At 41.1% G+C, this 22,842-nt stretch carries 25 protein-coding genes; 8 read left to right on the plus strand and 17 right to left on the minus strand.

Features of this window, described 5'->3' with window-relative positions; genetic code table 11:
* Positions 1 to 25 precede the first annotated feature (25 nt).
* Genes potC through potA form a run of 3 tightly spaced genes read right to left on the minus strand, consistent with a single transcriptional unit; the run spans position 26 to position 2,770 of the window.
* Positions 26 to 796: a spermidine/putrescine ABC transporter permease PotC gene (potC, locus tag HGG78_RS11760; RefSeq protein WP_053311534.1), complete on the minus strand. Its 771-nt coding sequence runs from the start codon at positions 794 to 796 to the stop codon at positions 26 to 28.
* On the minus strand, positions 796 to 1,653 hold the full coding sequence (gene potB, locus HGG78_RS11765; RefSeq protein WP_171375537.1) for a spermidine/putrescine ABC transporter permease PotB: 858 nt from the start codon (positions 1,651 to 1,653) through the stop codon (positions 796 to 798). Before potB ends, potC begins: the two co-directional genes overlap by 1 nt.
* Positions 1,637 to 2,770 (minus strand): spermidine/putrescine ABC transporter ATP-binding protein PotA, encoded by a 1,134-nt coding sequence (gene potA, locus HGG78_RS11770; RefSeq protein WP_053311591.1) that lies wholly within the window; start codon positions 2,768 to 2,770, stop codon positions 1,637 to 1,639. Before potA ends, potB begins: the two co-directional genes overlap by 17 nt.
* A 318-nt stretch (positions 2,771 to 3,088) precedes the next feature.
* On the opposite strand from potA, the gene HGG78_RS11775 reads away from it, so the two are divergent.
* From HGG78_RS11775 to HGG78_RS11785, 3 genes are read left to right on the plus strand one after another with little or no spacing between them, the layout of a single operon-like run.
* Positions 3,089 to 3,877 carry a DUF2189 domain-containing protein gene (locus tag HGG78_RS11775; RefSeq protein WP_053311536.1) on the plus strand — a complete coding sequence of 263 codons (789 nt, stop codon included), beginning with the start codon at positions 3,089 to 3,091 and terminating at the stop codon, positions 3,875 to 3,877.
* Complete coding sequence (locus HGG78_RS11780) at positions 3,870 to 4,676, plus strand: glucosaminidase domain-containing protein (protein ID WP_053311537.1); 807 nt, start codon at positions 3,870 to 3,872, stop codon at positions 4,674 to 4,676. The genes HGG78_RS11775 and HGG78_RS11780 overlap by 8 nt, the downstream gene beginning before the upstream one ends.
* A gap of 9 nt (positions 4,677 to 4,685) precedes the next feature.
* Positions 4,686 to 5,351 carry a DUF2987 domain-containing protein gene (locus HGG78_RS11785; protein ID WP_172532985.1) on the plus strand — a complete coding sequence of 222 codons (666 nt, stop codon included), beginning with the start codon at positions 4,686 to 4,688 and terminating at the stop codon, positions 5,349 to 5,351.
* A gap of 63 nt (positions 5,352 to 5,414) precedes the next feature.
* Here the strand turns inward: HGG78_RS11785 and ttcA are convergent, their stop codons facing one another.
* The 11 genes from ttcA to ccoN form a co-directional block, all read right to left on the minus strand.
* Positions 5,415 to 6,347 carry a tRNA 2-thiocytidine(32) synthetase TtcA gene (gene ttcA / locus HGG78_RS11790; protein ID WP_053311539.1) on the minus strand — a complete coding sequence of 311 codons (933 nt, stop codon included), beginning with the start codon at positions 6,345 to 6,347 and terminating at the stop codon, positions 5,415 to 5,417.
* 144 nt (positions 6,348 to 6,491) lie between these two features.
* On the minus strand, positions 6,492 to 7,439 hold the full coding sequence (gene uspE, locus HGG78_RS11795) for a universal stress protein UspE (RefSeq protein ID WP_172532986.1): 948 nt from the start codon (positions 7,437 to 7,439) through the stop codon (positions 6,492 to 6,494).
* 128 nt (positions 7,440 to 7,567) lie between these two features.
* Positions 7,568 to 8,320 carry an FNR family transcription factor gene (locus HGG78_RS11800; protein WP_053311541.1) on the minus strand — a complete coding sequence of 251 codons (753 nt, stop codon included), beginning with the start codon at positions 8,318 to 8,320 and terminating at the stop codon, positions 7,568 to 7,570.
* 88 nt (positions 8,321 to 8,408) lie between these two features.
* On the minus strand, positions 8,409 to 9,089 hold the full coding sequence (locus tag HGG78_RS11805) for a sulfite exporter TauE/SafE family protein (protein ID WP_172532987.1): 681 nt from the start codon (positions 9,087 to 9,089) through the stop codon (positions 8,409 to 8,411).
* A complete protein-coding gene (gene ccoS / locus HGG78_RS11810) occupies positions 9,079 to 9,255 on the minus strand; it encodes a cbb3-type cytochrome oxidase assembly protein CcoS (RefSeq protein ID WP_053311543.1) in 177 nt (58 codons plus the stop codon). Before ccoS ends, HGG78_RS11805 begins: the two co-directional genes overlap by 11 nt.
* Positions 9,256 to 11,628 carry a heavy metal translocating P-type ATPase gene (locus HGG78_RS11815; protein ID WP_172532988.1) on the minus strand — a complete coding sequence of 791 codons (2,373 nt, stop codon included), beginning with the start codon at positions 11,626 to 11,628 and terminating at the stop codon, positions 9,256 to 9,258.
* Between the two features lie 4 nt (positions 11,629 to 11,632).
* A complete protein-coding gene (locus HGG78_RS11820) occupies positions 11,633 to 12,112 on the minus strand; it encodes a FixH family protein (RefSeq protein ID WP_172532989.1) in 480 nt (159 codons plus the stop codon).
* An 83-nt stretch (positions 12,113 to 12,195) separates the two neighbouring features.
* Positions 12,196 to 13,173 (minus strand): cytochrome-c oxidase, cbb3-type subunit III, encoded by a 978-nt coding sequence (gene ccoP, locus HGG78_RS11825; RefSeq protein WP_053311546.1) that lies wholly within the window; start codon positions 13,171 to 13,173, stop codon positions 12,196 to 12,198.
* Positions 13,173 to 13,346 (minus strand): CcoQ/FixQ family Cbb3-type cytochrome c oxidase assembly chaperone, encoded by a 174-nt coding sequence (locus HGG78_RS11830; protein WP_053311547.1) that lies wholly within the window; start codon positions 13,344 to 13,346, stop codon positions 13,173 to 13,175. Before HGG78_RS11830 ends, ccoP begins: the two co-directional genes overlap by 1 nt.
* A gap of 9 nt (positions 13,347 to 13,355) precedes the next feature.
* Positions 13,356 to 13,976: a cytochrome-c oxidase, cbb3-type subunit II gene (ccoO, locus tag HGG78_RS11835; protein ID WP_053311548.1), complete on the minus strand. Its 621-nt coding sequence runs from the start codon at positions 13,974 to 13,976 to the stop codon at positions 13,356 to 13,358.
* A 13-nt stretch (positions 13,977 to 13,989) separates the two neighbouring features.
* A complete protein-coding gene (gene ccoN / locus HGG78_RS11840) occupies positions 13,990 to 15,417 on the minus strand; it encodes a cytochrome-c oxidase, cbb3-type subunit I (protein WP_172532990.1) in 1,428 nt (475 codons plus the stop codon).
* 258 nt (positions 15,418 to 15,675) lie between these two features.
* Between ccoN and HGG78_RS11845 the strand changes: the two genes are divergently transcribed.
* From HGG78_RS11845 to HGG78_RS11855, 3 genes are all read left to right on the plus strand, one after another.
* Positions 15,676 to 16,005, plus strand: a complete 330-nt coding sequence (locus tag HGG78_RS11845) for a hypothetical protein (protein WP_172532991.1) — start codon at positions 15,676 to 15,678, stop codon at positions 16,003 to 16,005.
* A gap of 126 nt (positions 16,006 to 16,131) precedes the next feature.
* Positions 16,132 to 17,319 (plus strand): FIST signal transduction protein, encoded by a 1,188-nt coding sequence (locus HGG78_RS11850; protein ID WP_172532992.1) that lies wholly within the window; start codon positions 16,132 to 16,134, stop codon positions 17,317 to 17,319.
* A 2-nt stretch (positions 17,320 to 17,321) separates the two neighbouring features.
* Positions 17,322 to 19,043 carry a response regulator gene (locus HGG78_RS11855; RefSeq protein WP_172532993.1) on the plus strand — a complete coding sequence of 574 codons (1,722 nt, stop codon included), beginning with the start codon at positions 17,322 to 17,324 and terminating at the stop codon, positions 19,041 to 19,043.
* 317 nt (positions 19,044 to 19,360) lie between these two features.
* Here the strand turns inward: HGG78_RS11855 and HGG78_RS11860 are convergent, their stop codons facing one another.
* A complete protein-coding gene (locus HGG78_RS11860; RefSeq protein WP_172532994.1) occupies positions 19,361 to 19,678 on the minus strand; it encodes a DUF3634 family protein in 318 nt (105 codons plus the stop codon).
* Positions 19,679 to 19,687: 9 nt separating this feature from the next.
* Positions 19,688 to 20,137, minus strand: a complete 450-nt coding sequence (matP, locus tag HGG78_RS11865) for a macrodomain Ter protein MatP (RefSeq protein WP_172532995.1) — start codon at positions 20,135 to 20,137, stop codon at positions 19,688 to 19,690.
* Positions 20,138 to 20,299: 162 nt separating this feature from the next.
* Between matP and HGG78_RS11870 the strand changes: the two genes are divergently transcribed.
* Both HGG78_RS11870 and fabA read left to right on the plus strand, forming a co-directional pair.
* Positions 20,300 to 21,943, plus strand: coding sequence for a S16 family serine protease (locus HGG78_RS11870; RefSeq protein ID WP_172532996.1), 1,644 nt, complete (start codon positions 20,300 to 20,302; stop codon positions 21,941 to 21,943).
* 70 nt (positions 21,944 to 22,013) lie between these two features.
* Positions 22,014 to 22,532, plus strand: a complete 519-nt coding sequence (gene fabA / locus HGG78_RS11875; protein WP_172532997.1) for a bifunctional 3-hydroxydecanoyl-ACP dehydratase/trans-2-decenoyl-ACP isomerase — start codon at positions 22,014 to 22,016, stop codon at positions 22,530 to 22,532.
* A gap of 132 nt (positions 22,533 to 22,664) precedes the next feature.
* Here fabA and rmf read toward each other — a convergent pair whose 3' ends face one another.
* On the minus strand, positions 22,665 to 22,838 hold the full coding sequence (gene rmf / locus HGG78_RS11880) for a ribosome modulation factor (protein WP_010320553.1): 174 nt from the start codon (positions 22,836 to 22,838) through the stop codon (positions 22,665 to 22,667).
* Positions 22,839 to 22,842: the final 4 nt, after the last annotated feature.

Consider the following 22,842-nt stretch of genomic DNA (forward strand, 5'->3'; position numbering starts at 1 on the left):
TGTAAAGTATTACAACTTGGCAATTCTACTGTACTTTTTCCTTGGCTACCAACTGTGATGCAATAACCAGTAGCAAAGAAACAACCAACATTACCGTAGCTAAAGCATTTACCTCCGGAGAAATACCCACTTTAACCATTGAGTAAATCTTTAACGGTAGAATTTCATAAGTAGGGCCGGTCACAAACGAACTAATGATCACATCATCTAAAGACAGTGTGAAACTCAACAACCAACCAGCTGCAACCGCAGGTTTAGCCAGTGGCAGGATAATTTTTTTCAAAATAACCCATTCACCAGCACCCAGATCTTTTGCCGCTTCTAGCATTTTCACATCAAACCCGTTGAGGCGGCTATAAACTGTCACCACAACAAAAGGTAAACAGAAAGTAATGTGGGCAATCAGCAGCGTAAAGAAACCTAACTGAGCACCTAATACTAAGAATAGTGCAAGTAGCGAAATTGCCATGACAATATCTGGGGACATCATCACAACAAACAACATGCCATTAACTGCACGCTTTCCCTTAAATTGGTAACGGAATAGGGCAACAGCCGTCAGGCTACCGATAATGGTTGCTGCGGTGGCTGAAAACACGGCAATATTGAGTGAATGCCAGGCGGCTTGAACCAAGCTGTCATTGGCAGCCAAAGCGTGGTACCACTTAGTGGTAAATCCACCCCATTTGATACCAAACTTATTTTCATTAAATGAGTTAACGATCAGCACAATGATTGGCAAATACAAAAATGCATATACCAAGCTCATAAAGCTAAATCTAATTGTTTTTGCCATTAGTCTAGCTCCACTTTCTTATTCAATAACTTACCAGCACGGTAGTAAGCATACAGCATCACCGCCATAGCAAGAGTGAGTGCAATACTGGTCGCAGCGCCAAATGGCCAATCGCGAGCATTAAGAACCTGACTCTTAATTACGTTACCGATCAATAAGTTTTTCGCTCCACCTAACAAGTCAGCAATGTAGAACATTCCTAATGCAGGCAGTAACACTAGTAAGCAACCGCCAATAATGCCAGGCATCGTCAGTGGCAAAACAACTTTTAGCAAAGTTTGAAGTTTATTGGCGCCAAGGTCGCGCGCTGCTTCTATATAAGTACCATCCAACTTTTCAATCGCTGAATAGAGCGGAAGAATCATAAAAGGAAGCAAAATATAAACTAAACCAATCATCACAGCGGTTTCGGTGTACATAATACGTAATGGTTTATCAATAATATCTAAACCAAGTAATGCTTGGTTTAAGATACCTTGTGTGCCTAAAACAATTTTTAATCCGTAAGTACGGATCAGTGAATTGGTCCAAAAGGGCACAATCACCAAGAACAACATGATAGGACGCCATTTTGCAGGCATCTTGGCAACAATATAAGCAAACGGATAACCGATAACTAAGCACAGCAAGGTTGCCACAATAGCCATATAAAAAGAGTGCATTAGCACTTTGGCATACAGTGGATCTAGTAGACGCGTATAGTTATCCAGTGTGAATGTAAGCTCGATTAAATTAGCTTCATCACGAGTCAAAAAGCTAGTACCGATAATCATTAGGTTTGGGATCAATACAAACAGTACTAACCACCCAACAATCAGTGTGATAATAGCATTTTGAAGACTAAGCTTCTTGCTCATCATCGAGTACTACCTCCCAGCTTTCCACCCAAGTTATTGCGACTTTTTGACCAAGAGAGTGATCAACATCAGGATCATCTTCGTTGAAAAATTCGCTTACTGTCACGCGCATGCCTGATTCTAATTCAACGACAGATTCAAGAGTCATTCCTTTGTAGGTACGCTCTGTCACGTGGCCCACAATGCCTCTTTCTTCCGATTCTTTGATTTCTTCGATGCGAAGATCTTCAGGGCGCAACAATACTTGTAATTTGTGTCCGGGTTGTACATCTTGGTCGTGATACACCACGGATTCAACACCTTCGATATGGGCTCGAATGCGTTTCTCATCAATGCGCTCTAGCGTTTCAGCATTAAATACGTTGATCTCGCCGATGAAGCGTGCCACGAATAGGTTTTTCGGCTCTTCATAAATCTCACGTGGAGAACCATCTTGTTCAATTTTCCCGTCACGCATAACAATGATGCGATCAGACATTGATAGTGCCTCTTCCTGATCGTGCGTTACGAAGATAAAGGTGATACCAAGCTGACGTTGCAGTTGTTTTAATTCCATCTGCATTTGCTTGCGTAATTTGTAGTCAAGTGCCGATAAAGACTCATCAAGTAACAGCACTTTAGGCTTATTCACGACAGCTCGCGCAATCGCTATACGTTGTTGTTGACCACCAGAGAGTTGGCTAGGTTTACGCTGTGCCATACTGTCTAGGCGAACCATACGTAGTGCTTCCATTACACGAGGTTCAATGTCTGCAGTAGGGACCTTTTGCATACGTAAGCCAAACGCAACATTTTCAAACACAGTCATATGCGGAAACAGAGCATAACTTTGGAATACCGTGTTAACGTGTCGCTGTTCAGCAGGAATTTGGGTGACATCTTGATTATCAAGAATGATATTTCCGTTATCAGCAGTTTCGAAACCTGCAATCATTCTTAATACTGTTGTTTTACCACAGCCAGAAGGTCCAAGTATCGTTAAAAATTCACCGTGATTAACATCAAGGTTTAACCCGCCGATGATTTCCTTACCATCGAAACTTTTACTAATACCAGAAAGACGAACTACTGGTTTTCCTACTGATTTTTTTGCGTTCAACGTCTGTTTTTCTCCCACCTTGTTCTTAGGGATGCCTATGATACGGCCTGCTGCCATATGCGCTTGAGGCGCGAATCATAATCATCAAAAGAGTGAATTCAAAGTTTTTTCTTATCTTGATACAGAAAAAGTTTTGTAGGTCTTAGCTAAGATTGCTTACCATAGTCATTCGACCATGATTAAATGTATCAAATTGATTAATTATCAACCAAATAACTCATAATGCAAGATCAGTTTCGAGTTCTGATTTTGGACTAAACTGCATTGCGGTATAATGAAACGAATTTTGTGACTCAATTCAGACAGCAGAATTATTATTGCTGTCTAGGACATTTTATGAATAACGATATCGAAAAAGATTTCAACCTAGGCGGAAGCGTAGAACGCGCTCTAAAAGGGGACTGTGATATTAAGGCTGGAGCAGTCCTTAAAGAAGCATGGGACTGCACAATTAAGCAATTTATCTCTTTTACACCAGCAATTGTCATTCTTCTGTTTGTACAGTTAGCTATCTTTTATATTGCATTAAAACTGCAATTAGGTGAGCCATCTATTATTTTAGATGCATTACAAAAACCTGATGGATTTACTCAAAGTATCGTTGAAGCTATTTTCGTAGCTAATTTTAGTTACGAAGTGGTCAGTGCACCCATTTTTGCAGGCGTGAGCTTAATGGCAATGAGCCATGCGGCAGGGCTAAAAACGCAGCCTAGGCATATTGCCAAAGGTTTGCAGTTTACCATTCCGGTTATTTTAGCAACACTGTTTAGCTTGGTGCTACAAGGGATTGCTGGAATGATTTTTCCGCTACTTTCTCTTTACCTGTCATTGGCATTCAGTAACTCCATCTTGCTGATTTGTGAAAAGCGAGTGCCACCAATGCAATCACTGCTTTTATCATTGCGAGCGGTAAACAAAAAAATCGTACCTATCGCAATGATTTATCTTGTCGTTATGGTGATGTTCATTACTGCTGCTCTATTTTATGGCATCGGTTTCATTTTTGTATTGCCTTTCTTTTTCCATGCAAAAGGCATCATTTATCGCAATATGTTTGGAATAAAACTCAAAATAGTGGCTACAAATCAATCAGATAACAATAACTCACAGGTGTTCAATGCGTAAAATAATCTTATTAGCTACTTTCAGCCTCATTGCTGTGAGTTGTAGCGTATATTATGTACAACAAACCTCAACAGAGACTACGTATTACCATGATGTTCCTGAGTTACAAGATGCACATATTGTTGGTAAAGCTCCCAACTTTGCTGAAATAACCGATATCAGTGAGAAAAAGCACACCTTCTTCTCATTTTTAAAACCCGGCATTGCTTGGGAAAATAGACGAGTCCTACAAGAAAGAGAAAACCTTAACAATATTAAGGATAATTTCCTCGCGAATAAACTCTCTAATGACAATATAAAGCAAGCTAAAAAACTGGCAGAAAATTACGATTTGTCACTTAGTGAGCAAGGCGTAGATCAGAAATGGATAGACGACATGCTTCATCGTGTTGATGTGTTGCCTGAAGCATTGGTTCTGACTCAAGCGGCTAATGAATCAGCTTGGGGGACATCTCGCTTTGCTACAGAGGGGAACAACTATTTTGGTCAGTGGTGTTACAGTGAGGGTTGTGGTCTTATTCCACTCAAACGTGGGGAAGGTATGACACATGAAGTCGCCAGCTTTAGCTCAGTACAAGAATCTATTCATCGTTATTTTATGAACGTGAATAGAAATGCCGCGTACTACGATTTACGTGAAATTCGTTACGGACTTAGAGAAAACAATGCAAACCTACTTAGCGCTGACAGTGCCATGGAAATGGTCAATGGATTACTAAAATACTCAGAACGAGGTGAAGCCTATGTTCAAGATCTTCAATCGATGATGCGCCATAACCAACAATTCTGGACAGAATAGATAATAACAATGAAAAAATTACCCTTAACTCTACTTACGACTTTGATGTTTAGCGCTAGTGTTTCATTTCCGATTCAAGCACAAGAATATATGTTTACGTACTCTAAACTGTTTTCTCAGTTGAAGAACAACGTGAAAGATGATTATAAAGATGTCAAAGTCGGTTTCTTTTTCGTCAACGCGCAAACCAAAAAACTCTGCCCAATAGAAAAAGCGTGGATGGAAAAAGAAAAGCATTACGAGGAACTTAGTACCAGCATTAACCATGAGCTTTTATTGCCCTTAGATGACAATTTACGCCAAGCCAATCCTTTGATCTTTGTTGATACTCCACAGGATATGCGTTGTGATTTTTCAACTGTAGTAATGACTAAAACGCCATTTGAAGGACAGGTAAGTTATGAGCAAGTGGCTACATTGCTCCCTCAAATGCAAAGCTTACTTGAAGAGCTCGGCGGGATGTTTGCCAGTTGGTTTACACCGGATGTATCGGGTGTAACACTTGAATTCGCTAATAATCTTGACTCAAATATTGTGCTGAGCAACGGTCAAACCATTGCGATAAAAAACGGTAAAGCTCAAGTGGCGGTAGAACAAATCGGTAATGGTGGCTACATGCAGCTACCAGAGCAAACCGTCCGAGTTTTGCCTTTCCTTCCCAACGCTAAGAAGTAAAATCAATACAGGGCTGCTAATAAGCAGCCCTGTACGGCAACGTTCTATTCTTTAGTCGATTTCTCAGAGATTAGTCACATCGAGTTTTAAGTTTGGATCAAACTCCATGACTCGGTCTTCGTCATTAATTACAGGAATTGGCATTTCTTCTTTATCAAAACCAATATCACCACCATTGATAACACCCGAATCTCGATTTATCGATTTAAAATCAAACAAGTTGTAATCGGCTAGGTGACTTGGCACGACATTTTGCATCGCACTAAACATGGTTTCAATACGCCCAGGGAACTGTTTGTCCCAACCATTCAACATTTGCTTGATGTTTTGACGCTGCATGTTTGGTTGAGAACCACATAAATTACAAGGGATGATTGGGTAATCACGCATTGCAGCATATTTGATGATGTCTTTCTCACGACAGTAGGCAAGTGGACGAATCACCACATGCTCACCGTTATCTGACACTAGCTTTGGTGGCATGCCTTTAATCTTACCGCCGTAAAACATATTCAAAAACAGGGTTTCAAGAATGTCATCACGATGATGGCCTAGAGCGATCTTGGTTGCGCCAATTTCTTTAGCGGTGCGATACAAAATTCCACGACGCAAACGAGAACAAAGCGAACATGTCGTTTTCCCCTCTGGTATTTTATCTTGAACGATCGAATAGGTATCTTCTTCAACAATTTTGTACTCAACACCGAGTTTGTCTAAGTATTCAGGCAAAATATGTTCTGGAAATCCTGGCTGTTTTTGATCCAAGTTCACAGCAACAAGTTCAAAGGAGACAGGAGCACTTTTTTGAAGGCTCATCAGAATCTCAAGCATGGTAAAGCTATCTTTGCCTCCAGAGAGACATACCATGATGCGGTCACCATCTTCGATCATATTGAAATCAGCAATTGCCTGACCAGTATTACGACGAATACGCTTCTGAAGTTTATTGAAATTGTATTGTTGAGCCTTAGTGCGCTCTTGAGTTTGCTCTGTCATCAGCTTGTTGTCTTTTAATCTCAAAACAAAATGAAGTGCGTATGATACGGATAAATAGCTCAGATGCTAGTTCTAACAAACAGAGAATGTAAAAAATCCCCTTTACCTTAGCAAAGGGGAGCAGATAGTTGATGATTAATGAGCCTAAATTGCAGTTTTAGGATCTAATGGGCTGACATAACCGTTAGGTTTTAGCGCTAAAACATCACAATTGATTTTATCTATCACTTGCTCAGCGGTGTTGCCAATAAACACCGCTGACAAACCAGTACGTCCAGTGGTTCCTAGAATAACCATCGCTGCATTCAATTTTTCTGCTGACTGAGGGATGACATCTTCGGGTAAACCTTGTTCAACCAGAGTTTGGGATTCATCAATACCGTGTTTTTGTCTCAACGCTTTCATCGATGTTAAGTGATGCCCACGAACGGCATCGCTGTAAGTTGTTGGGTCAAACTCTGGTAATTCAATAGTAATGTTAGCTGGCGTGACTGGGTATGAATTGACAAGGTAAGGTGTCGCCCCCAAACGAGCGGTCAAACTTTTAAGTTGTTCGACCATGCAGTCATTCAGATCTAAATGGGTTGGGTTTTCAGACCCCACATGAACTGATGCGATAATATTGGCATTTTCCGGCCAATCTGCATTTTTTACCAGCAGGACAGGGGTTGGACATTTGCGTAAAAGATGCCAATCCGTCGGAGTAAAAATGACCGATTCCAAAATATCATGCTTGCGCGTGTTTTTGATCAATATGTCATGCTCACCAGCAAACACTTCAGCAATGATTGCTTCATAAGGGCGGTTATGCCAGACAACTTTAACATCAAATTGAACGGACTCATCAATATAAGGTCCTGCCACATTCTTCATCCACTGCTCTCGTTGGTGAATCACACCACGACGCATCGCATCACGCTCATCGAGAGAGAGCATGGAGGTCATATCATAGGAGAAATCATATATTGATAGGAAAAAAGTAATGTGGCTAGTAGAGGAGCTCTGTTTGGCCAGTTGCATCGCTCTAGCAAGGGCTGGTTGCTCGTCATGATTAATGTCGGCAACAACTAAAATTTTGCTGTAAATACTCATAACAACTCCTTAAGTGTGGAGAAGGGTGTTAATGTTACTTTAGCTTATAACAGACGAGAGTTTTAGCAAATACATTGGGATTTTAGTAGAAGTATGATGTAGCTCATTTAAGGGCTACATCATTGAAGTTACTTAGTTTCTTTCGATACGCCAGCGAGATCCATCAATGCATCATGATCAAGGATAGTAATGTATTTTCCTTTCACACTCAGAATCTCTGATTTTTGGAAGCGGCCTAGCAAACGGCTGATCGTTTCAACGGTTAAGCCAAGGTAATTACCAATATCACCGCGTGTCATAGTCAAACGAAACTCTCTCGGGCTAAAACCACGTTGAGAGAAGCGGGTAGAGAGGTTGTATAGAAAAGCAGCAAGCCTCTCTTCAGCATTCTTCTTTGAAAGCAGAAGAATCATCTCTTGATCACCTTTAATCTCATTACTCATCAAACGCATAATTTGCTGACGTAATTTTGGCATCTTGCCAGAAAGGTCATCGAGAATCTCATATGGAATTTCACACACCATAGAGGTTTCTAGTGCTTGTGCAAAGCTTGGGTGCAAGTCTTCAGTAATGGCATCAAAACCAACCAGATCACCAGCTAAATGGAATGCGGTAATTTGCTCATCACCTTGTTCTGTGATGGTATAGCTTTTGATTGTACCCGAACGAATAGCATAGAGAGACTTAAGGTCATCACCGGCTTTAAACAGTTCTTGTCCTTTTTGGATCGGTTTCTTGCGCTCAATAATTTGATCAAGCTGATCAAGTTCAGATTCATTGAGTGTAAAGGGAATACAAAGCTGGCTAATACTGCAATCTTGACAGTGAATTGCACAACCACCAGATTGAATGCGCTTTGCCGCAGGCTTTTCAGAAATCATAACAACCTTTCACTATTTGATATACATCAATATTTTAGCATTCCTTAACCCTAAAGGATAGTTAAAAAAGCCGCATATAATCAGTCATCTACCATGTAGATGATAAAATACTCACTGCACCATATGCCGTATATAGGCCGTAAGATATGATAAAAATCGCAGCAAAATGACGAAATATTGTAGATTGTTGAATTTTTTCTAATTGATGGGCTCCGTAACCTACCAGCAGCATGGCGGGCAGCGTTCCTAGGCCGAAAGCCCCCATGACAAAAGCACCAGATAGCGCACTGCCTGAAACTACAGACCAAGTGAGAACTGAATAGACGAGGCCGCAAGGTAGCCATCCCCAGATGAATCCAAAAGGCACGGCGTACCACGACTTTTTGAGGGGTAATAGTGACTTACCAAGAGGAGAAATTATGCGCCATAGTTGCTGGCCCATTTTTTCAAGCTTTAATAGCCCAAACCACCACCGACCAACATACAGGCCGAGCACAATCATTAAACAAGCTGCAATCAATCTTAACCAAATCAAGGAATGATTAAGCATCGATAGCTCAGACATAGAGGCAGCAAAGCCGCCTAATAAACCACCGATTAACATGTAGCTAACGATACGCCCACAATTGTAGAACAGAAGCAGCACTGGAAGACGAGCGTTTTTAGTTTGTCCAAGGGTTAGCAGCGATGCAATACCGCCACACATTCCCATGCAGTGACCCGCACCAAGCAAACCAATCACAAATGCACCAATCCAATCAGGCGTCATTTTTTTCTTCTTTTGAGGTTAGTTTTTCATCCTCGTCAAATAAGATATTGTGGCCTTGACGCTCTAAATCTTCGAACTGCTCACTTTTGACTGCCCATAGGAAAATGACAACAGCAACTGTTACAAGTACGATAGCAATAGGGATGAGTATATAAAGACTTTCCATTTACTTACCTTGATTCTTTAATAGCCGCAACGAGTTAGAAACAACGATAATAGAACTCGCCGACATGCCAACAACGGCAATATAAGGTGCAACAAGTCCAGATACCGCTAGCGGCAAAATCACTAAATTATAACCCAATGACCAAGCTAAATTTTCTCGGATGATTTTGCGTGCTTTGATAGCCAAAACCCTAGCTTCCAGCAATTTATCTAACTTATCACCGAGCAGAACCATATCGGCTGATGCTTTAGCGACATCGGTACCACCGCCCATAGCAATAGATAAATGAGCCCCTGCGAGTGTCGGTGCGTCATTAATACCATCACCCACCATCATCGAAACATCACTGCTTGGTAGCGACTTTAAGTAGTTCAATTTATCTTCAGGTTTTGCGCCGGAGACGACAGTATCAATGTTCATCTCTGAGGCGACATGGTTTGCATTTAGCTCTGAATCACCCGTTAATAACGTTATCTTTATCCCTTCGTTATGAAAACGGTCGATAAATGCCTTGGCTTCTCGGCGAATAGGGTCTCGATAGGTAAAAGTAGCAATATGCTGGCCACCGAGTGACAGATAGATGCTGTTTGGCTGTTGGTTGATCGTATTTCCTAATACATACTCTGCACTGCCAATACAAATAACTTTATCTTGGTAGCGACCTTCAATACCTGAACCAATGATATTTTGAACATCATCGACTGAATACTGCTCATCGCTATAACTTCGGAAAGCACGTGCGATGGGGTGGTTGGCATGTTTTTCTAATGATGCCGCTAGCGCTAAACATGTATTTTTATCAATATCGCCAGCAACCTCAACACCGCTGATTTCGATATCACCATGGGTTAATGTCCCCGTTTTATCGATAACCAAATGATTCACTTTGCAAAGCGTTTCGAACACGTGACTTTTACGCAGCAAAATACCAAAATCACCCATTCGAGATGTCGCACAGGTTATTGCCGTCGGGGTGGCAAGGGATAGGGCACATGGGCAAGTGGCTACTAAAACGGCTAACATAATCCAAAACGCGTCTTCCGGCTTGGTTTGATGCCAGTACAACCAAGTACCCGCTGCGATTACTAGCAAAATGGCCACAAAGTATCGTGCCACTACATCAGCAATCTCGGCAATTTTAGGCTTCGACATCTGTGCTTCATCTTGCAGTCTCACTATTTTGGAGATAACGGAGTCTTTTTTAGACGCTGTTACTTCTAGTTCAAACGATTCATCACCGTTTAATGTACCAGCAAAAACTGCATCGCCTGCTTTCTTAACAACAGGGACAGATTCTCCAGTGAGCATTGCTTCATTGATATGAATGCGACCAGCTAAGACAACACCATCGGCCGGAACGTGCTCTCCTGGTAACACTCTGATTTTGTCACCAAGTTTTAAGGTTTTAACAGGAACCTGTTCACCCTCAAGTGTATTGGCAATAGCTGGTATGAGCTTAAGCAAGTTTCCACTTGCAGCGGCAGCTTTTCTACGAGCTCTCATTTCCAAAAAGCGGCCAACCAACAAAAAGAAGGTGAACATTGAAATCGATTCAAAAAACACTTCTCCTTTTTCTGTTACGGTCGCAACCAAACTCGCCACATAAGCAAAAATTAATGCAATAGAAACCGGAACATCCATTCCAAGAGTTCGGCCTCTAAGACTGCGCCATGCATTTAAATAAAAGGGCAGTGCAGAATAGAGCAATACAGGTGTTGCAAAGATCAAACTTACCCAACGAAAATAATTACGGAATTCGGAGTCAAGATCACCAAACACTTCAAGGTACAGAGCGACAGCCAACATCATCACTTGCATTGTTGCCAAGCCTGCAATACCTAAGCGATATAAGTATTGTTTCATTGAGCGATGATACTCAGCTTCATGAGCATCCGCTTCAAACGGGGCAGCTTTGTAGCCTAACTGATGGATAACAGAAAGAAGTTCACTGAGACGTGTTTGTGTTTTGTCCCAACTTAATAATGCTCGGTTAGTTGTGGTATTAACACGGATAGAGAGCACACCATTTTTGTTTGATAGCTGTTTCTCAATTAACCAAGCACAAGCGGCGCAAGAAATGCCATCAAGCGACAAAGTGACCTCCGAGGTGCCGTCATGGTTGTGCACAAACTCTGACTGCACGTCATCATTGTCATAATGAATTAAGGCTTTAAGTTGTTCAGGAACAAGATCAACTTTATCCGCTTTAGTGGTGCGATACTGATAGTAGGAAACAAGACCGCTATCAATAATAGTTTGAGCGACGCTTTCACATCCAGGACAACACATGTCCCTTTCTTCACCTAAAATTTCAACTTTATAATCCGTGTTGGCTGGTACATCTTCACCACAGTGGTAACACGCTTTGCACATAATTTTAATTCATTAATTGAGTTGAAGTAGCGACAGGGAAAGTAACACGACCTTGAATTAACCACTCAGCATCATGCGGTGTTAACTCAATAAACCAAGGTCCTTGCAGCGGTGAAGGAAGGGTAATACGGTAAGTACCTTGAGCGTCAGATGTCACTAACTGAGTAAAATCAAGGTCAGGCAATGTACGGTGAGCAAACATCATTTTAATTGCTGGGTAATGGTCAAGCTTACCCTTGTTAAATTTGAAAACGATATCGTTACCTTCAGAATAAATCTCAGAGCTTAAGTGGAGTGCTTTTGCTTCGTTGATTTTCGAAAGGTCGATATTAATGCCTTTACCTTTTTTATAGTAATCCTCAGTGACTAATGACACTGAATTCTGAGAAAAAACGATCACCGTCGCAATTGTCCATACCACAACAGTCAGTGGCAGAATAATCAGGAACCACGGCCAAAATTGTTTATACCAAGGCTTTACCATAAAAAAGTTCTCAACAACAAAATAAAGAAGGCTAATAAAATAAAGGAAAGACAGCCCCTTAGAAAGGGGCTGTTATTGAAATGTTACTTATTATCAGTGTTACTCAAGCTCCAAACGTAAGCTGCAACAAGTTGAACTTTGTCTTCACCTAAGATATCAATCCAAGCAGGCATAACACCAGAGCGGCCATACATAACAGTTTGAGTCACATCTGCACGTGAATCACCAAACAACCAATATTGGTCTGTTAAATCTGGTGCACCTACCGCTGGGTTACCTTTACCATCTGTACCATGACAAGCAGCACAAACAACAAAGCGCGCTTTACCCGCTTCGGCTTCTCTTGCATTCACAGAACGACCAGAAAGGCTAAGCGCATAGCTGACCACTTCTTTAACACCTTGTTCGCCAAGCGCATCTTTCCACGCAGGCATTTGACCAATACGCCCATGCCTGATGGTGGTAACAATCGCTTCCGGTTCTCCGCCATACAACCACGCGTTATCCGTTAAATTAGGGAAACCACGCTGACCACGAGCATCTGAGCCGTGACATTGCGAACAGTTTTGAAGAAACAAACGTTGACCAACCTTCAATGCATCAGAATCGGCTGCTATTTCAGGAATAGGGCGTAATTCAGAATCACCATTGTAAGCTAAGCGTTTGAATGCCTCGCCAAAGTAGGTATCTGCATCGTCTAGCTCTTTAGCGTATTGCACGAGAACTTTGTTTTGCTGTGATGCTTCAATCGATGCTTTTGATTCTTCAAGAGAGCGAACCTTTTGGTCTGAACTCTGCCAACCAAGCACACCTTTAAAGTTGCCAAGGCCAGGGTAAAGCGTTAGATATACTGCTGCGAAAACAAAAGTACTCACAAACAGATATGTCCACCACTTTGGCAACGGGTTGTTTAGCTCACGAATGCCGTCGTATTCGTGCCCCATGTCAGAACCCTCTTCGACACCCATTTTATCTTTTAGGCACCAAACAAGAACAATTGCACAGCCAAGTAATGTACCAACGGTAATTACGATGATCCAAAGACTCCAAAATGTAGTCATTACTTAGTCACTCCTTGTTCTTTAGAGGTTTTTGGTGGTTCATCAGCAAAAATTAGGTTGGCATCCTCGTCAAAACGAGCTTTACGGTTTTTACCGTAGGCCCACCAAACCACACCAATAAAGCACACAAACAACACTATGGTCCAAATACTGTGAATAGTACCGATATCCATAATTCCTCCTTACTTCATTGCGTGACCAAGAGATTGAAGATAAGAAATGATTGCATCCATTTCAGTTTTACCTTCTACATCTTTCGCCGCATTCGCGATTTGTTCATCCGTGTATGGGACACCAAACTGGTTACGGAACAGTTCAAGCTTGCTCTGCGTTAACTCGCCGTCTAAGACGTTCTTCGCTAACCAAGGGAAACCGGGCATGTTTGATTCAGGCACGAGCTCACGAGGATCCATTAAGTGAACACGATGCCATTCATCAGAGTAACGACCACCAACACGAGCCAAATCTGGACCAGTACGCTTAGAACCCCATAAGAATGGATGTTCCCATACACTTTCACCAGCAACCGAATAGTGACCATATCGCTCAGTTTCAGAACGGAATGGACGAATCATTTGGCTATGGCAAACGTTACAACCTTCACGGATATAGATATCGCGACCTTCAAGTTGTAAGGCAGTATAAGGCTTAAGGTTTTCTACTGGTTCAGTTGTTTGCTTTTGGAAAATCAATGGTGTGATTTCAACTAAAGCACCCCAACTGATCGCGAAAATGATAAAGATAGCCAACAAACCAACATTGCGTTCAATGATCTCATGGCGATTTTTAGAATTAGAACTCATTCTTTCAATCTCCTTATGCCGGTTGCGGAATAGCTTTTAAGCTATCGTTAGGTGCGCTGATTGTCTTATACGTGTTGTAAGCCATTAGGAACATACCTGATAAGAAGATAAATCCACCAATGAATCGAACAGTATAGAACGGGTAAGAGGCTTGTACTGACTCAACAAAGCTATACGTCAACGTGCCATCAGAGTTAACCGCGCGCCACATTAGACCTTGCATTACACCTGAGATCCACATTGCTACGATGTAAAGAACTGTACCGATAGTAGCTAACCAGAAGTGAGCATTGATTAGACTTACCGAATACATGCGTTCTTGATTAAATAGGCGAGGGATCAAATGATAAACCGAACCGATAGAAACCATCGCAACCCAACCTAACGCACCGGAGTGAACGTGACCAATGGTCCAATCAGTGTAATGCGATAATGCATTGACTGTCTTAATTGACATCATTGGACCTTCGAAAGTCGACATACCGTAGAAAGAGAGTGACACGATTAAAAATCGTAAAATAGGGTCATAACGGAGTTTATGCCATGCACCTGACAAGGTCATAATACCGTTGATCATCCCACCCCAAGATGGCGCAAATAGCACCAGTGACATCACCATACCCAGAGACTGAGTCCAATCCGGTAGAGCCGTGTAATGCAAATGGTGTGGACCTGCCCAGATATAGAGTGAGATTAAAGCCCAGAAGTGGACGATTGATAAACGGTATGAGTAAACAGGGCGTTCAGCTTGCTTAGGTACGAAATAGTACATCATACCTAGGAAACCAGCCGTCAGTAGGAAACCTACTGCGTTGTGGCCGTACCACCACTGGACCATTGCATCCACCGCACCTGAATAAATCGAATATGATTTACCCATAGAGACAGGAATAGCCATGCTATTTACAATATGCAAAACAGCAACAGTGAGGATAAAGGCACCGAAGAACCAGTTTGCAACATAGATGTGAGAAGTCTTACGCTTGACTAATGTTCCAAAGAACACGATAGCATAAGAAACCCATACTAGTGCAATGGCAATATCAATAGGCCACTCTAATTCAGCATATTCCTTGCCCGAGGTATACCCAAGAGGCAATGTTATCGCTGCAGATACAATGATTGCTTGCCATCCCCAGAAGGTAAATGGAACAAGAGGACCACCAAATAAACGAGTTTGACAGGTACGCTGAACAACATAATAAGATGTTGCAAATAGGGCACTTGTACCAAACGCAAAAATAACCGCATTAGTATGCAGAGGACGTAAGCGACTGTACGTCAACCACGGCGTATCAAAGTTTAGCTGTGGCCAAACTAATTGAGCGGCAATCAAAACACCAACAGCCATACCAACAATTCCCCAGAGAATAGTCACTAGGGTAAACTGACGGACGACTGTATAGTTATAGTTTTGTTCAAGCTGCTTTTCTTGGCTCATTTGCATGCTTCCAATTTCTAATTAACTACACTTTACTTCCAACACGACACTTGTCGTAATGCCCCCCAAATCCACAATAGAAATAGAGTTTTATCAAAACGTTATTAACTATTGCTGACTTTAAAAAAAAGTGGCATTTTCAACACGCAACTATACTGCAATTAACAATTCAATGACAGAGTAGTAACCTTACGGTTGGTCTGGATTAGCTCTTTTATTTCAAAACTTTGAAGTTTGTTACACGAGGAACACACAATAATGGCTGCAGAAAAGCTTACAAAACACAGGCTTGCTCAAATAACCATCACACTAATTATTCTTGTGGGCGCCTTCATATGGCGTACTCTTTCCTATAACAATCTCGAACAAAAAACTTGCAACCCACACCCCAATTGTTCCGTATTTGTAAATGGTGAGAAAATTACCATCGTAAAAAGTGCTGACAACCCATTGCAGCTTGTTTTGTCGCCGTTTTCATCTGAGGTTTATATACAAACAAATGGCATAATTACGCACAATGCTGACTATTGGCTAATTCAACCAAACTCGTTAAATAGTCCCATCAAATTCAGCATAATCGAAAAGTAAATGTAGTTTTCTTGTAATAAAACGAATGGAATACGAGACAAGCATTAAAGAGTTCAACTTATCATTTTATACAAATCTCAATATAAAGTATAAATAGCTCAGGACAGGACTACATACATATGCAGTATGCGGCTTATTACCAAAACAACTCAAAAAACAGATCCTCTTCAAGCAATTGAAGAATTATTATTATCTGTAGAAAAAGATAACTTATCGAGTATCGTTTGTTACTACACAGAAGATTACTCAGCCAACCTTTTGTCATCAGAATTTGCGAAACATCTACCTCAAACTCCAATTATTGGATGCACTTCCTGCCGAGGAGTCATGACAGAGTATGGCTTCATTGAGGGGCCTGTGATTGGCGTGATATTAATTTACGATAGTAGTTTTAGCGCATTTGGTACTAGTTTTGCCGATTTGGCAAATCCGAAAGATATCAAAACTACAGTCAACCAAGTATTAGATCACGCGTTGGTTAATGCCAACCGAATAGGCGAGGTTCCTAGTTTAATTGTTTTGCATTCAACACCTGGGCATGAAGAACGTTTAATTCAATCTATTGACAATAAATTCGGAACACAGATCCCCATTATTGGTGGCTCAGCCGCAGATAATCAGATTGAAGGGAATTGGTCTATTTTCACTGAGGCTGGCGCAACGAAAGATGGCTTTGCCGTTCAGCTTTTCTTTCCGTCAAAGCCTTTAAACACAGGCTTTAGTGCCGGTTATTCACCAACCGAGTTTTCTGGAATAGTGACTAAGGCTAGTGGGCGTTACATTTTAGAAATAGACAACGAACCTGCTAAAAGACTATATAAAGAGTGGGTTAGTGATCATTCTAGCGTGAACATATGCGAGCAGTACATTTTTGAACATGTAACACGTTTTCCATTGGGTCGGATTGCTGGCAGCTTGTACCAACAGCCTTACTACAAACTATCGCATCCAGTTAGGATGACTAGAAGTGGCGCATTAGAGCTTTTTACGGATATTACGGAAGGTGATGAAGTTACATTAATGACCGGTTCAAGAGATCAGCTTATTACTCGAGCCTCAAGAGTTTTCAAGCAAGTAAATACCAGGAACTATCACGATACTGCTATTTTAGGTGCCATTGCGATTTTTTGCGCAGGTTCAATGCTTACTCTCGGATCTGATATCACTAAAGTTCATGAGCAAATCAAAGCACAAATTGGTGACTATCCTTTTATTTGCCCATTTACTTTTGGTGAACAAGGAAGATTCATTGGTGGTGAAAATGCGCATGGAAACTTGATGATTTCATCGGTCATATTTTACGACTTGGAGTGAAGATGAGCACTACATTGCTTGAGCAACTCAATGAAACTTTACTTGAATTGCAACAGAGCCAAGAGCGAGAACAAATACTCGCTGAAGAGAACAAAGTCATTCTTGCTTCACTTTCTGCATTCAGTAAAGCTGAGAATAAGTATCAAATTTTTGAAGAGCTGCAAAAAGTTCTGAGCCACTACATCGATTACGATGACTTTATCGTCATATCAAAAAGTAAAGATTCGAATCAATTTATTACGTTACTTTCCTCTAATCCTCTGTTTATGCAAAAGCAATGGCTCAATGGGGTTAAGTTCCAAAGGGTTTTAAACGGTGAGTGCATTATATTATTTGAACCCAATCAACAAGACGAATTTCAGAGCCTAGCCCCTAAGCTAAAAAATCAAATTCAGTCAGCATTGATCACAGGTATACAAGCGCAAACTAGTGACTCAGTAATGCTACTATTAGGTGCTCAAAAAGGGCAATTTAGCTTAGAAAAAAAAGCCACATTAATGAGGTTTAGACCTTTATTAGAAAGGGCGATTAGTGATATTGAGCATAAAGATGGACTGCAGAAACTGGTTGAATTAAAAACACGAGAGTTATCTATTGCTCAACAATTGGCAGAACAGGCTAATCAATCAAAATCGCAATTTTTAGCAATGATGAGTCATGAGCTTCGTACACCACTTAATTCCGTTCTAGGACTTATCGACATCCTTCGCGATGACTGCGCGACCAAACATGTAGAACTGCTGGGACAAATGGAAAGCTCGGCCGAGCTATTACTCGTCATCATCAATGATATTTTAGACTTAAGCAAGATAGAAGCTGGTCATTTCGAGTTACAACGTAACTGGCAATTAATTGGCGACAAGTTAACTAGCACGATGAATTACCATAGAAATGCAGCACTAAACAAAAATATTGAATTTCATGTATCAAGTAAAGTCTGCCACCGACATCAATACCTTATAGATACAGTCAGGCTCTCACAAATTTTATTCAACGTGGTTGGTAATGCCATCAAGTTTACTCATAGCGGCGGTGTAAACGTACACCTGAAAACCACCAAAAATCATACTTTACAAATTATTGTAACCGACACGGGGATTGGTATTGATCAAAGCCGCCAAGAGCTTCTTTTCTCGCCATTCATTCAAGCTGATAGTTCAATCACAAGAAATTATGGTGGTACTGGGCTTGGGCTTGCAATAACCAAACATTTAGTTGAACTCATGGGCGGCAAGATAACCGTCAGCAGCGCCATTGGCCAAGGAAGCACTTTTTCAATCTCGATTCCGTTGGAAGCAAAGTCTATAGAAGAGCAGAAAGCCACCTTACCAATAAAAGATTACCGAAGCTCAAATCAAAAGACATCGCATATCTTAGTTGTTGAAGATACGAAAACAAACCAGATGGTAATCAAACTATTGCTAGAAAGGATGAGTTACAAGGTAACAATAGTCAATAATGGGCAAGAAGCCGTCGAGTATGTTAGAGAGCATAGCTGCACGATTGATTTAATATTAATGGATATATCGATGCCAGTAATGGATGGCCTTGCTGCGACAATCAAAATCAGACAACAGCAGGTTCAAGTACCAATCATCGCACTGACGGCACACGCAATGGCACAAGACAAAGAGCAATGTTTACAAGCCGGAATGAATGATTTTGTTGCGAAACCAATACGCAGTAAAGAGATTCAAAAAGTGTTGTGTGCGTATCTGACATAGTCTAATAACCATATAGTTAAAAACTGTAACTATATGGTTATTAGGCATTTTATGGTAAATAACAGTTATGTTTAATAGAAAAAGAGAGGACACCGAAGGGGTAATAAAGACACGTATATTGAATCCAATACATACATATTTAACATAATATACATAATACGCACTTTTGTTGTAGGTGCAATTTTGTAATGTCACTTTTTAGCAAAGTTAAAATGTCTCTTTTTTTGGTTCTAACGTCGTTTGCGTCGTGCCGACACATCTGAGATCCTTATTTGAGTGAACGTCAAATGCAGCGACTAATGAACCGCCTACATTAATTAATGTGATTTCTTCGTCCGTGACTCTTTACTACTAAATCCTTGATGAGGAAAAACATTGCGGATACGTTGCTGAATTTTCTTTGGCACTTGCTTTGAAAAAACAAGCTTCATACCGGTGCGCTGTTGATACACCTTCAACTCACCATCAAATGCAGTGACATCACCGATCTCAGAAACATTATGTTTAAAACTTGGAGGAAAATGACCTTTTGACTGGATAATAGCTCCATCTTTAAATTTCACCTTAAGTACTGGTCTATCTACAGCGACCAACCAAAAGATAACAACGGCAGCAATAATAATCACATACAACATATTCATTCCTTATTCAGACAACAACTTACTTAAGTCTTCTTTCAAACTAGTAACAGTTCTGCTTGCTTTTTCGCTGCGTGAGGCTTCGCTGAGCAGATACTCGATAGCATCAGATAATGTACAGCCTAGCTCATTTGCGCGGTAAGAAAGCTTCTCCCAGACACGATAATCAAGATCGATGGATTTTTTTCTTGTGTGTAGTTGCTCGGCATTAAAATGACGTTTTCGCTTCGCTCTGATCGCTTGTTTAAGCTTGTTATCAAGCTCTAGAGCCATGTGTTGCTCTATCCATTTCAATACTAAGGTTGGTTCGTGCTCAATCTGTTGTAATTGTTCAATCGCAACCTTGGCTTCACTTTTATCTATATAGCGAGTAATGGCATCACCATCTTTCCACTTTTTTATTAAGTACTGCCACTTCCAACCAGATTCCAAGTTTTCGAGCTGCTGATATTTCATGTCATCATCCATTCAAAGTTAGGGTGACAGCGTAACCCAGGCTTTCAAATTGTTCAATTTTTGGATGCAAAAAAGAGAACAAGATCAATCATAATAATGATGCTGTTAGACACTACGCTTTTTCTATATAATCTGGCTTCTTTTAATCAATATTGTATTTCAATGACTCAAAATATCTGGCGTTCTGTCACACCTCAGTATGATCAATTTAATTCACAACTAGCCCAATACCCTAGTCTTCTCCCCTTAGATTTATTTGAAACACAACCAAGACTAACGAGTGCTATTGCGCAGTTTGTGCAACTTAAAGGCTTCACTCGCATGATGCTGATCAATGCGCCAGATAACTCAATTTATCGCCACTTAGTAGGCAATAAAATTCAATCGCTAAAACAATCGGCTCCAGTAATCAGTACGGAATCTATTGATATCAAGACAATTTTCGGCCAATTTAAAGCTGAAGATGGCCATATTATTAATGAAGTTCCAGGGTTACTCGATAAAGCTGATGGTGGTTTTTTACTGGTTTCTGCAAACTTATTACTGGCGAATCCTACTTGTTGGCCAATGCTGAAAGCGGCGGTTCTAGGAGAGTATGTCAGCCCAATAAACTGTGATCCTAAATCCCCTATTCAATCTCCCATAACAAAAGCCTACGACATTAAACTTGTCATTCTCGGAGATCGTAATCAATTAGGTGATGTCGATTATATGGATGCTGATATCCACTCTAGTTTGTGCTTTTATAGCGAATTGGAGTTAGATCTGAAGATTGATGAGCAAACGATTTCTATTTATTTAGCCTACTTACGTTGGATATCAGAAACTTATGGTTTACCGGCATTAACAGAAAATGCGATCACCACGCTAATGACCGCAGGAGCCCGTTTTACTGAAGACCAACATTATGCACCTTTATGTGTTATGTGGCATCGCGCTCTACTTGAAGAAGCGGCCCTAGAATCTAATTTTAAAACAATCGCTGATGAACATATTGAACTCGCTCTTGATAAACGATACTTCCGTGAATCCTATCTGCCACAACGTGCGCTTGACGACATTATTGACGGACAAGTGATCATTGAAACACAAGGTGAACAAGTTGGTCAGGTAAATGGTTTAACGGTCATTGATGTAGCAGGCCACCCACTAGCCTATGGTGAACCAGCGCGTATTTCATGTGTCATACACTTTGGTGACGGTGACATCGCTGATGTTGAACGTAAAGCCGAGCTTGGCGGTAATTTGCATGCGAAAGGCATGATGATCATGCAAGCTTTCTTGAGCAGCTCGATGAATTTAGATGCCCCGCTCCCTTACTCAGCATCTGTTGTGTTCGAACAGTCGTACAGTGAAGTCGATGGTGATAGCGCTTCGCTTGCCGAGCTTTGCTCATTGGTCAGCGCACTCGCTGAACATCCAATTAACCAACAGATCGCTGTTACTGGTGCTGTCGACCAATTTGGTCGGGTTCAAGCGGTCGGTGGCCTAAATGAAAAAATTGAAGGTTTTTATCACGTTTGTAAGTATCAGGGTTTTACTGGTGAACAAGGTGTTATTTTACCGACAACCAACTTAAAGCATCTTGCTCTTCATAAAGATGTGGTCGACAGCATTAAACGTGGAGAATTTCATATTTGGCCGGTCTCAACTGTAGATGAAGCCGTACCAATTTTGATGGGAACACCATTTAGAGGCGATGATGAAGATAGTATCATCAATAAAATCGCGCAACGTATTGAAAATTTTGAAAGACATGAACTATCGCAAGGGATCGTAGAACGCATCAAAAACTGGTTTGTTTAGTACTGATCGGAGTTGTTTAGCGTACACGCGTTCACTAATATCCCACTATCAAAAATTGGAGTAATTGATAATGCAGAATAAACGTGACTCATATAACCGTGATGACCTTTTAGCTTCCAGCCGTGGTGAGCTTTTTGGTCTGGGATACCCTCAACTACCAGCACCAAACATGCTGATGATGGATCGTATCCCTAAAATGTCAGAAACTGAAGGTGAATACGGTAAAGGTCTTATTCTTGCTGAATTAGACATAACTCCTGATCTTTGGTTCTTTGACTGCCACTTCCCTGGTGACCCTGTAATGCCTGGCTGTTTAGGATTGGATGCGATGTGGCAACTCGTTGGCTTCTTCCTCGGTTGGGTTGGCGGCAAAGGTAAAGGCAGAGCACTTGGTGTTGGCGAAGTGAAATTCACAGGTCAAATCCTACCTACTGCTAAGAAAGTAACTTATGAAATCAACATGAAGCGTGTTGTAAACCGCAAACTGGTAATGGGTTTGGCCGATGGCCGCGTACTAGTTGACGGTAAAGAAATCTATGTGGCAAAGGACTTAAAAGTCGGTCTATTCCAGGATACTTCTGCTTTTTAATTAAACGAATTCTAAACACTAGCGACTCATTTGAGTCGCTTTATTAGTAACAATAAATTTAGTTATAGTGCTTTAGGTGGAATCTAAAAAGCCCCTTCCGGGGCTTCAAATCCTTTTGCATGTATGTGGGGTTTATTTGTAGAGACCAGCTTGTTTGTCATCTCTGGCATCACGCCAACCGCCTAGCCAATATGAACGAGCGTCTGTTTGTTGATAAGGGCAAGCCTCTACGGAACGTCCGTTTAAGCCAGCTTTGTACCCATGAGACTGTGCTCTTTCAAGGCGGTCACGCTTTTGTCTCTTCATCATA

The sequence above is a fragment of the Vibrio aestuarianus genome, assembly GCF_012395185.1.
Lineage (GTDB): Bacteria > Pseudomonadota > Gammaproteobacteria > Enterobacterales > Vibrionaceae > Vibrio > Vibrio aestuarianus.

Excerpts from the sequence above, each read along its gene's own strand:
- rmf (WP_010320553.1), bottom strand. The coding sequence starts at position 22,838 with ATGAAGAGACAAAAGCGTGACCGCCTTGAAAGAGCACAGTCTCATGGG.
- HGG78_RS11780 (WP_053311537.1), top strand. The coding sequence starts at position 3,870 with ATGCGTAAAATAATCTTATTAGCTACTTTCAGCCTCATTGCTGTGAGT.
- ccoO (WP_053311548.1), bottom strand. The coding sequence starts at position 13,976 with ATGAGTTCTAATTCTAAAAATCGCCATGAGATCATTGAACGCAATGTT.
- potC (WP_053311534.1), bottom strand. The coding sequence starts at position 796 with ATGGCAAAAACAATTAGATTTAGCTTTATGAGCTTGGTATATGCATTT.
- HGG78_RS11800 (WP_053311541.1), bottom strand. The coding sequence starts at position 8,320 with ATGATTTCTGAAAAGCCTGCGGCAAAGCGCATTCAATCTGGTGGTTGT.
- HGG78_RS11815 (WP_172532988.1), bottom strand. The coding sequence starts at position 11,628 with ATGTGCAAAGCGTGTTACCACTGTGGTGAAGATGTACCAGCCAACACG.
- ccoS (WP_053311543.1), bottom strand. The coding sequence starts at position 9,255 with ATGGAAAGTCTTTATATACTCATCCCTATTGCTATCGTACTTGTAACA.
- uspE (WP_172532986.1), bottom strand. The coding sequence starts at position 7,439 with ATGAGTATTTACAGCAAAATTTTAGTTGTTGCCGACATTAATCATGAC.
- HGG78_RS11820 (WP_172532989.1), bottom strand. The coding sequence starts at position 12,112 with ATGGTAAAGCCTTGGTATAAACAATTTTGGCCGTGGTTCCTGATTATT.
- HGG78_RS11845 (WP_172532991.1), top strand. The coding sequence starts at position 15,676 with ATGGCTGCAGAAAAGCTTACAAAACACAGGCTTGCTCAAATAACCATC.
- ttcA (WP_053311539.1), bottom strand. The coding sequence starts at position 6,347 with ATGACAGAGCAAACTCAAGAGCGCACTAAGGCTCAACAATACAATTTC.
- matP (WP_172532995.1), bottom strand. The coding sequence starts at position 20,137 with ATGAAATATCAGCAGCTCGAAAACTTGGAATCTGGTTGGAAGTGGCAG.
- HGG78_RS11830 (WP_053311547.1), bottom strand. The coding sequence starts at position 13,346 with ATGGATATCGGTACTATTCACAGTATTTGGACCATAGTGTTGTTTGTG.
- HGG78_RS11785 (WP_172532985.1), top strand. The coding sequence starts at position 4,686 with ATGAAAAAATTACCCTTAACTCTACTTACGACTTTGATGTTTAGCGCT.
- HGG78_RS11805 (WP_172532987.1), bottom strand. The coding sequence starts at position 9,089 with ATGACGCCTGATTGGATTGGTGCATTTGTGATTGGTTTGCTTGGTGCG.
- HGG78_RS11855 (WP_172532993.1), top strand. The coding sequence starts at position 17,322 with ATGAGCACTACATTGCTTGAGCAACTCAATGAAACTTTACTTGAATTG.
- fabA (WP_172532997.1), top strand. The coding sequence starts at position 22,014 with ATGCAGAATAAACGTGACTCATATAACCGTGATGACCTTTTAGCTTCC.
- ccoN (WP_172532990.1), bottom strand. The coding sequence starts at position 15,417 with ATGAGCCAAGAAAAGCAGCTTGAACAAAACTATAACTATACAGTCGTC.
- HGG78_RS11850 (WP_172532992.1), top strand. The coding sequence starts at position 16,132 with ATGCGGCTTATTACCAAAACAACTCAAAAAACAGATCCTCTTCAAGCA.
- HGG78_RS11860 (WP_172532994.1), bottom strand. The coding sequence starts at position 19,678 with ATGTTGTATGTGATTATTATTGCTGCCGTTGTTATCTTTTGGTTGGTC.
- HGG78_RS11775 (WP_053311536.1), top strand. The coding sequence starts at position 3,089 with ATGAATAACGATATCGAAAAAGATTTCAACCTAGGCGGAAGCGTAGAA.
- HGG78_RS11870 (WP_172532996.1), top strand. The coding sequence starts at position 20,300 with ATGACTCAAAATATCTGGCGTTCTGTCACACCTCAGTATGATCAATTT.
- ccoP (WP_053311546.1), bottom strand. The coding sequence starts at position 13,173 with ATGACTACATTTTGGAGTCTTTGGATCATCGTAATTACCGTTGGTACA.
- potB (WP_171375537.1), bottom strand. The coding sequence starts at position 1,653 with ATGAGCAAGAAGCTTAGTCTTCAAAATGCTATTATCACACTGATTGTT.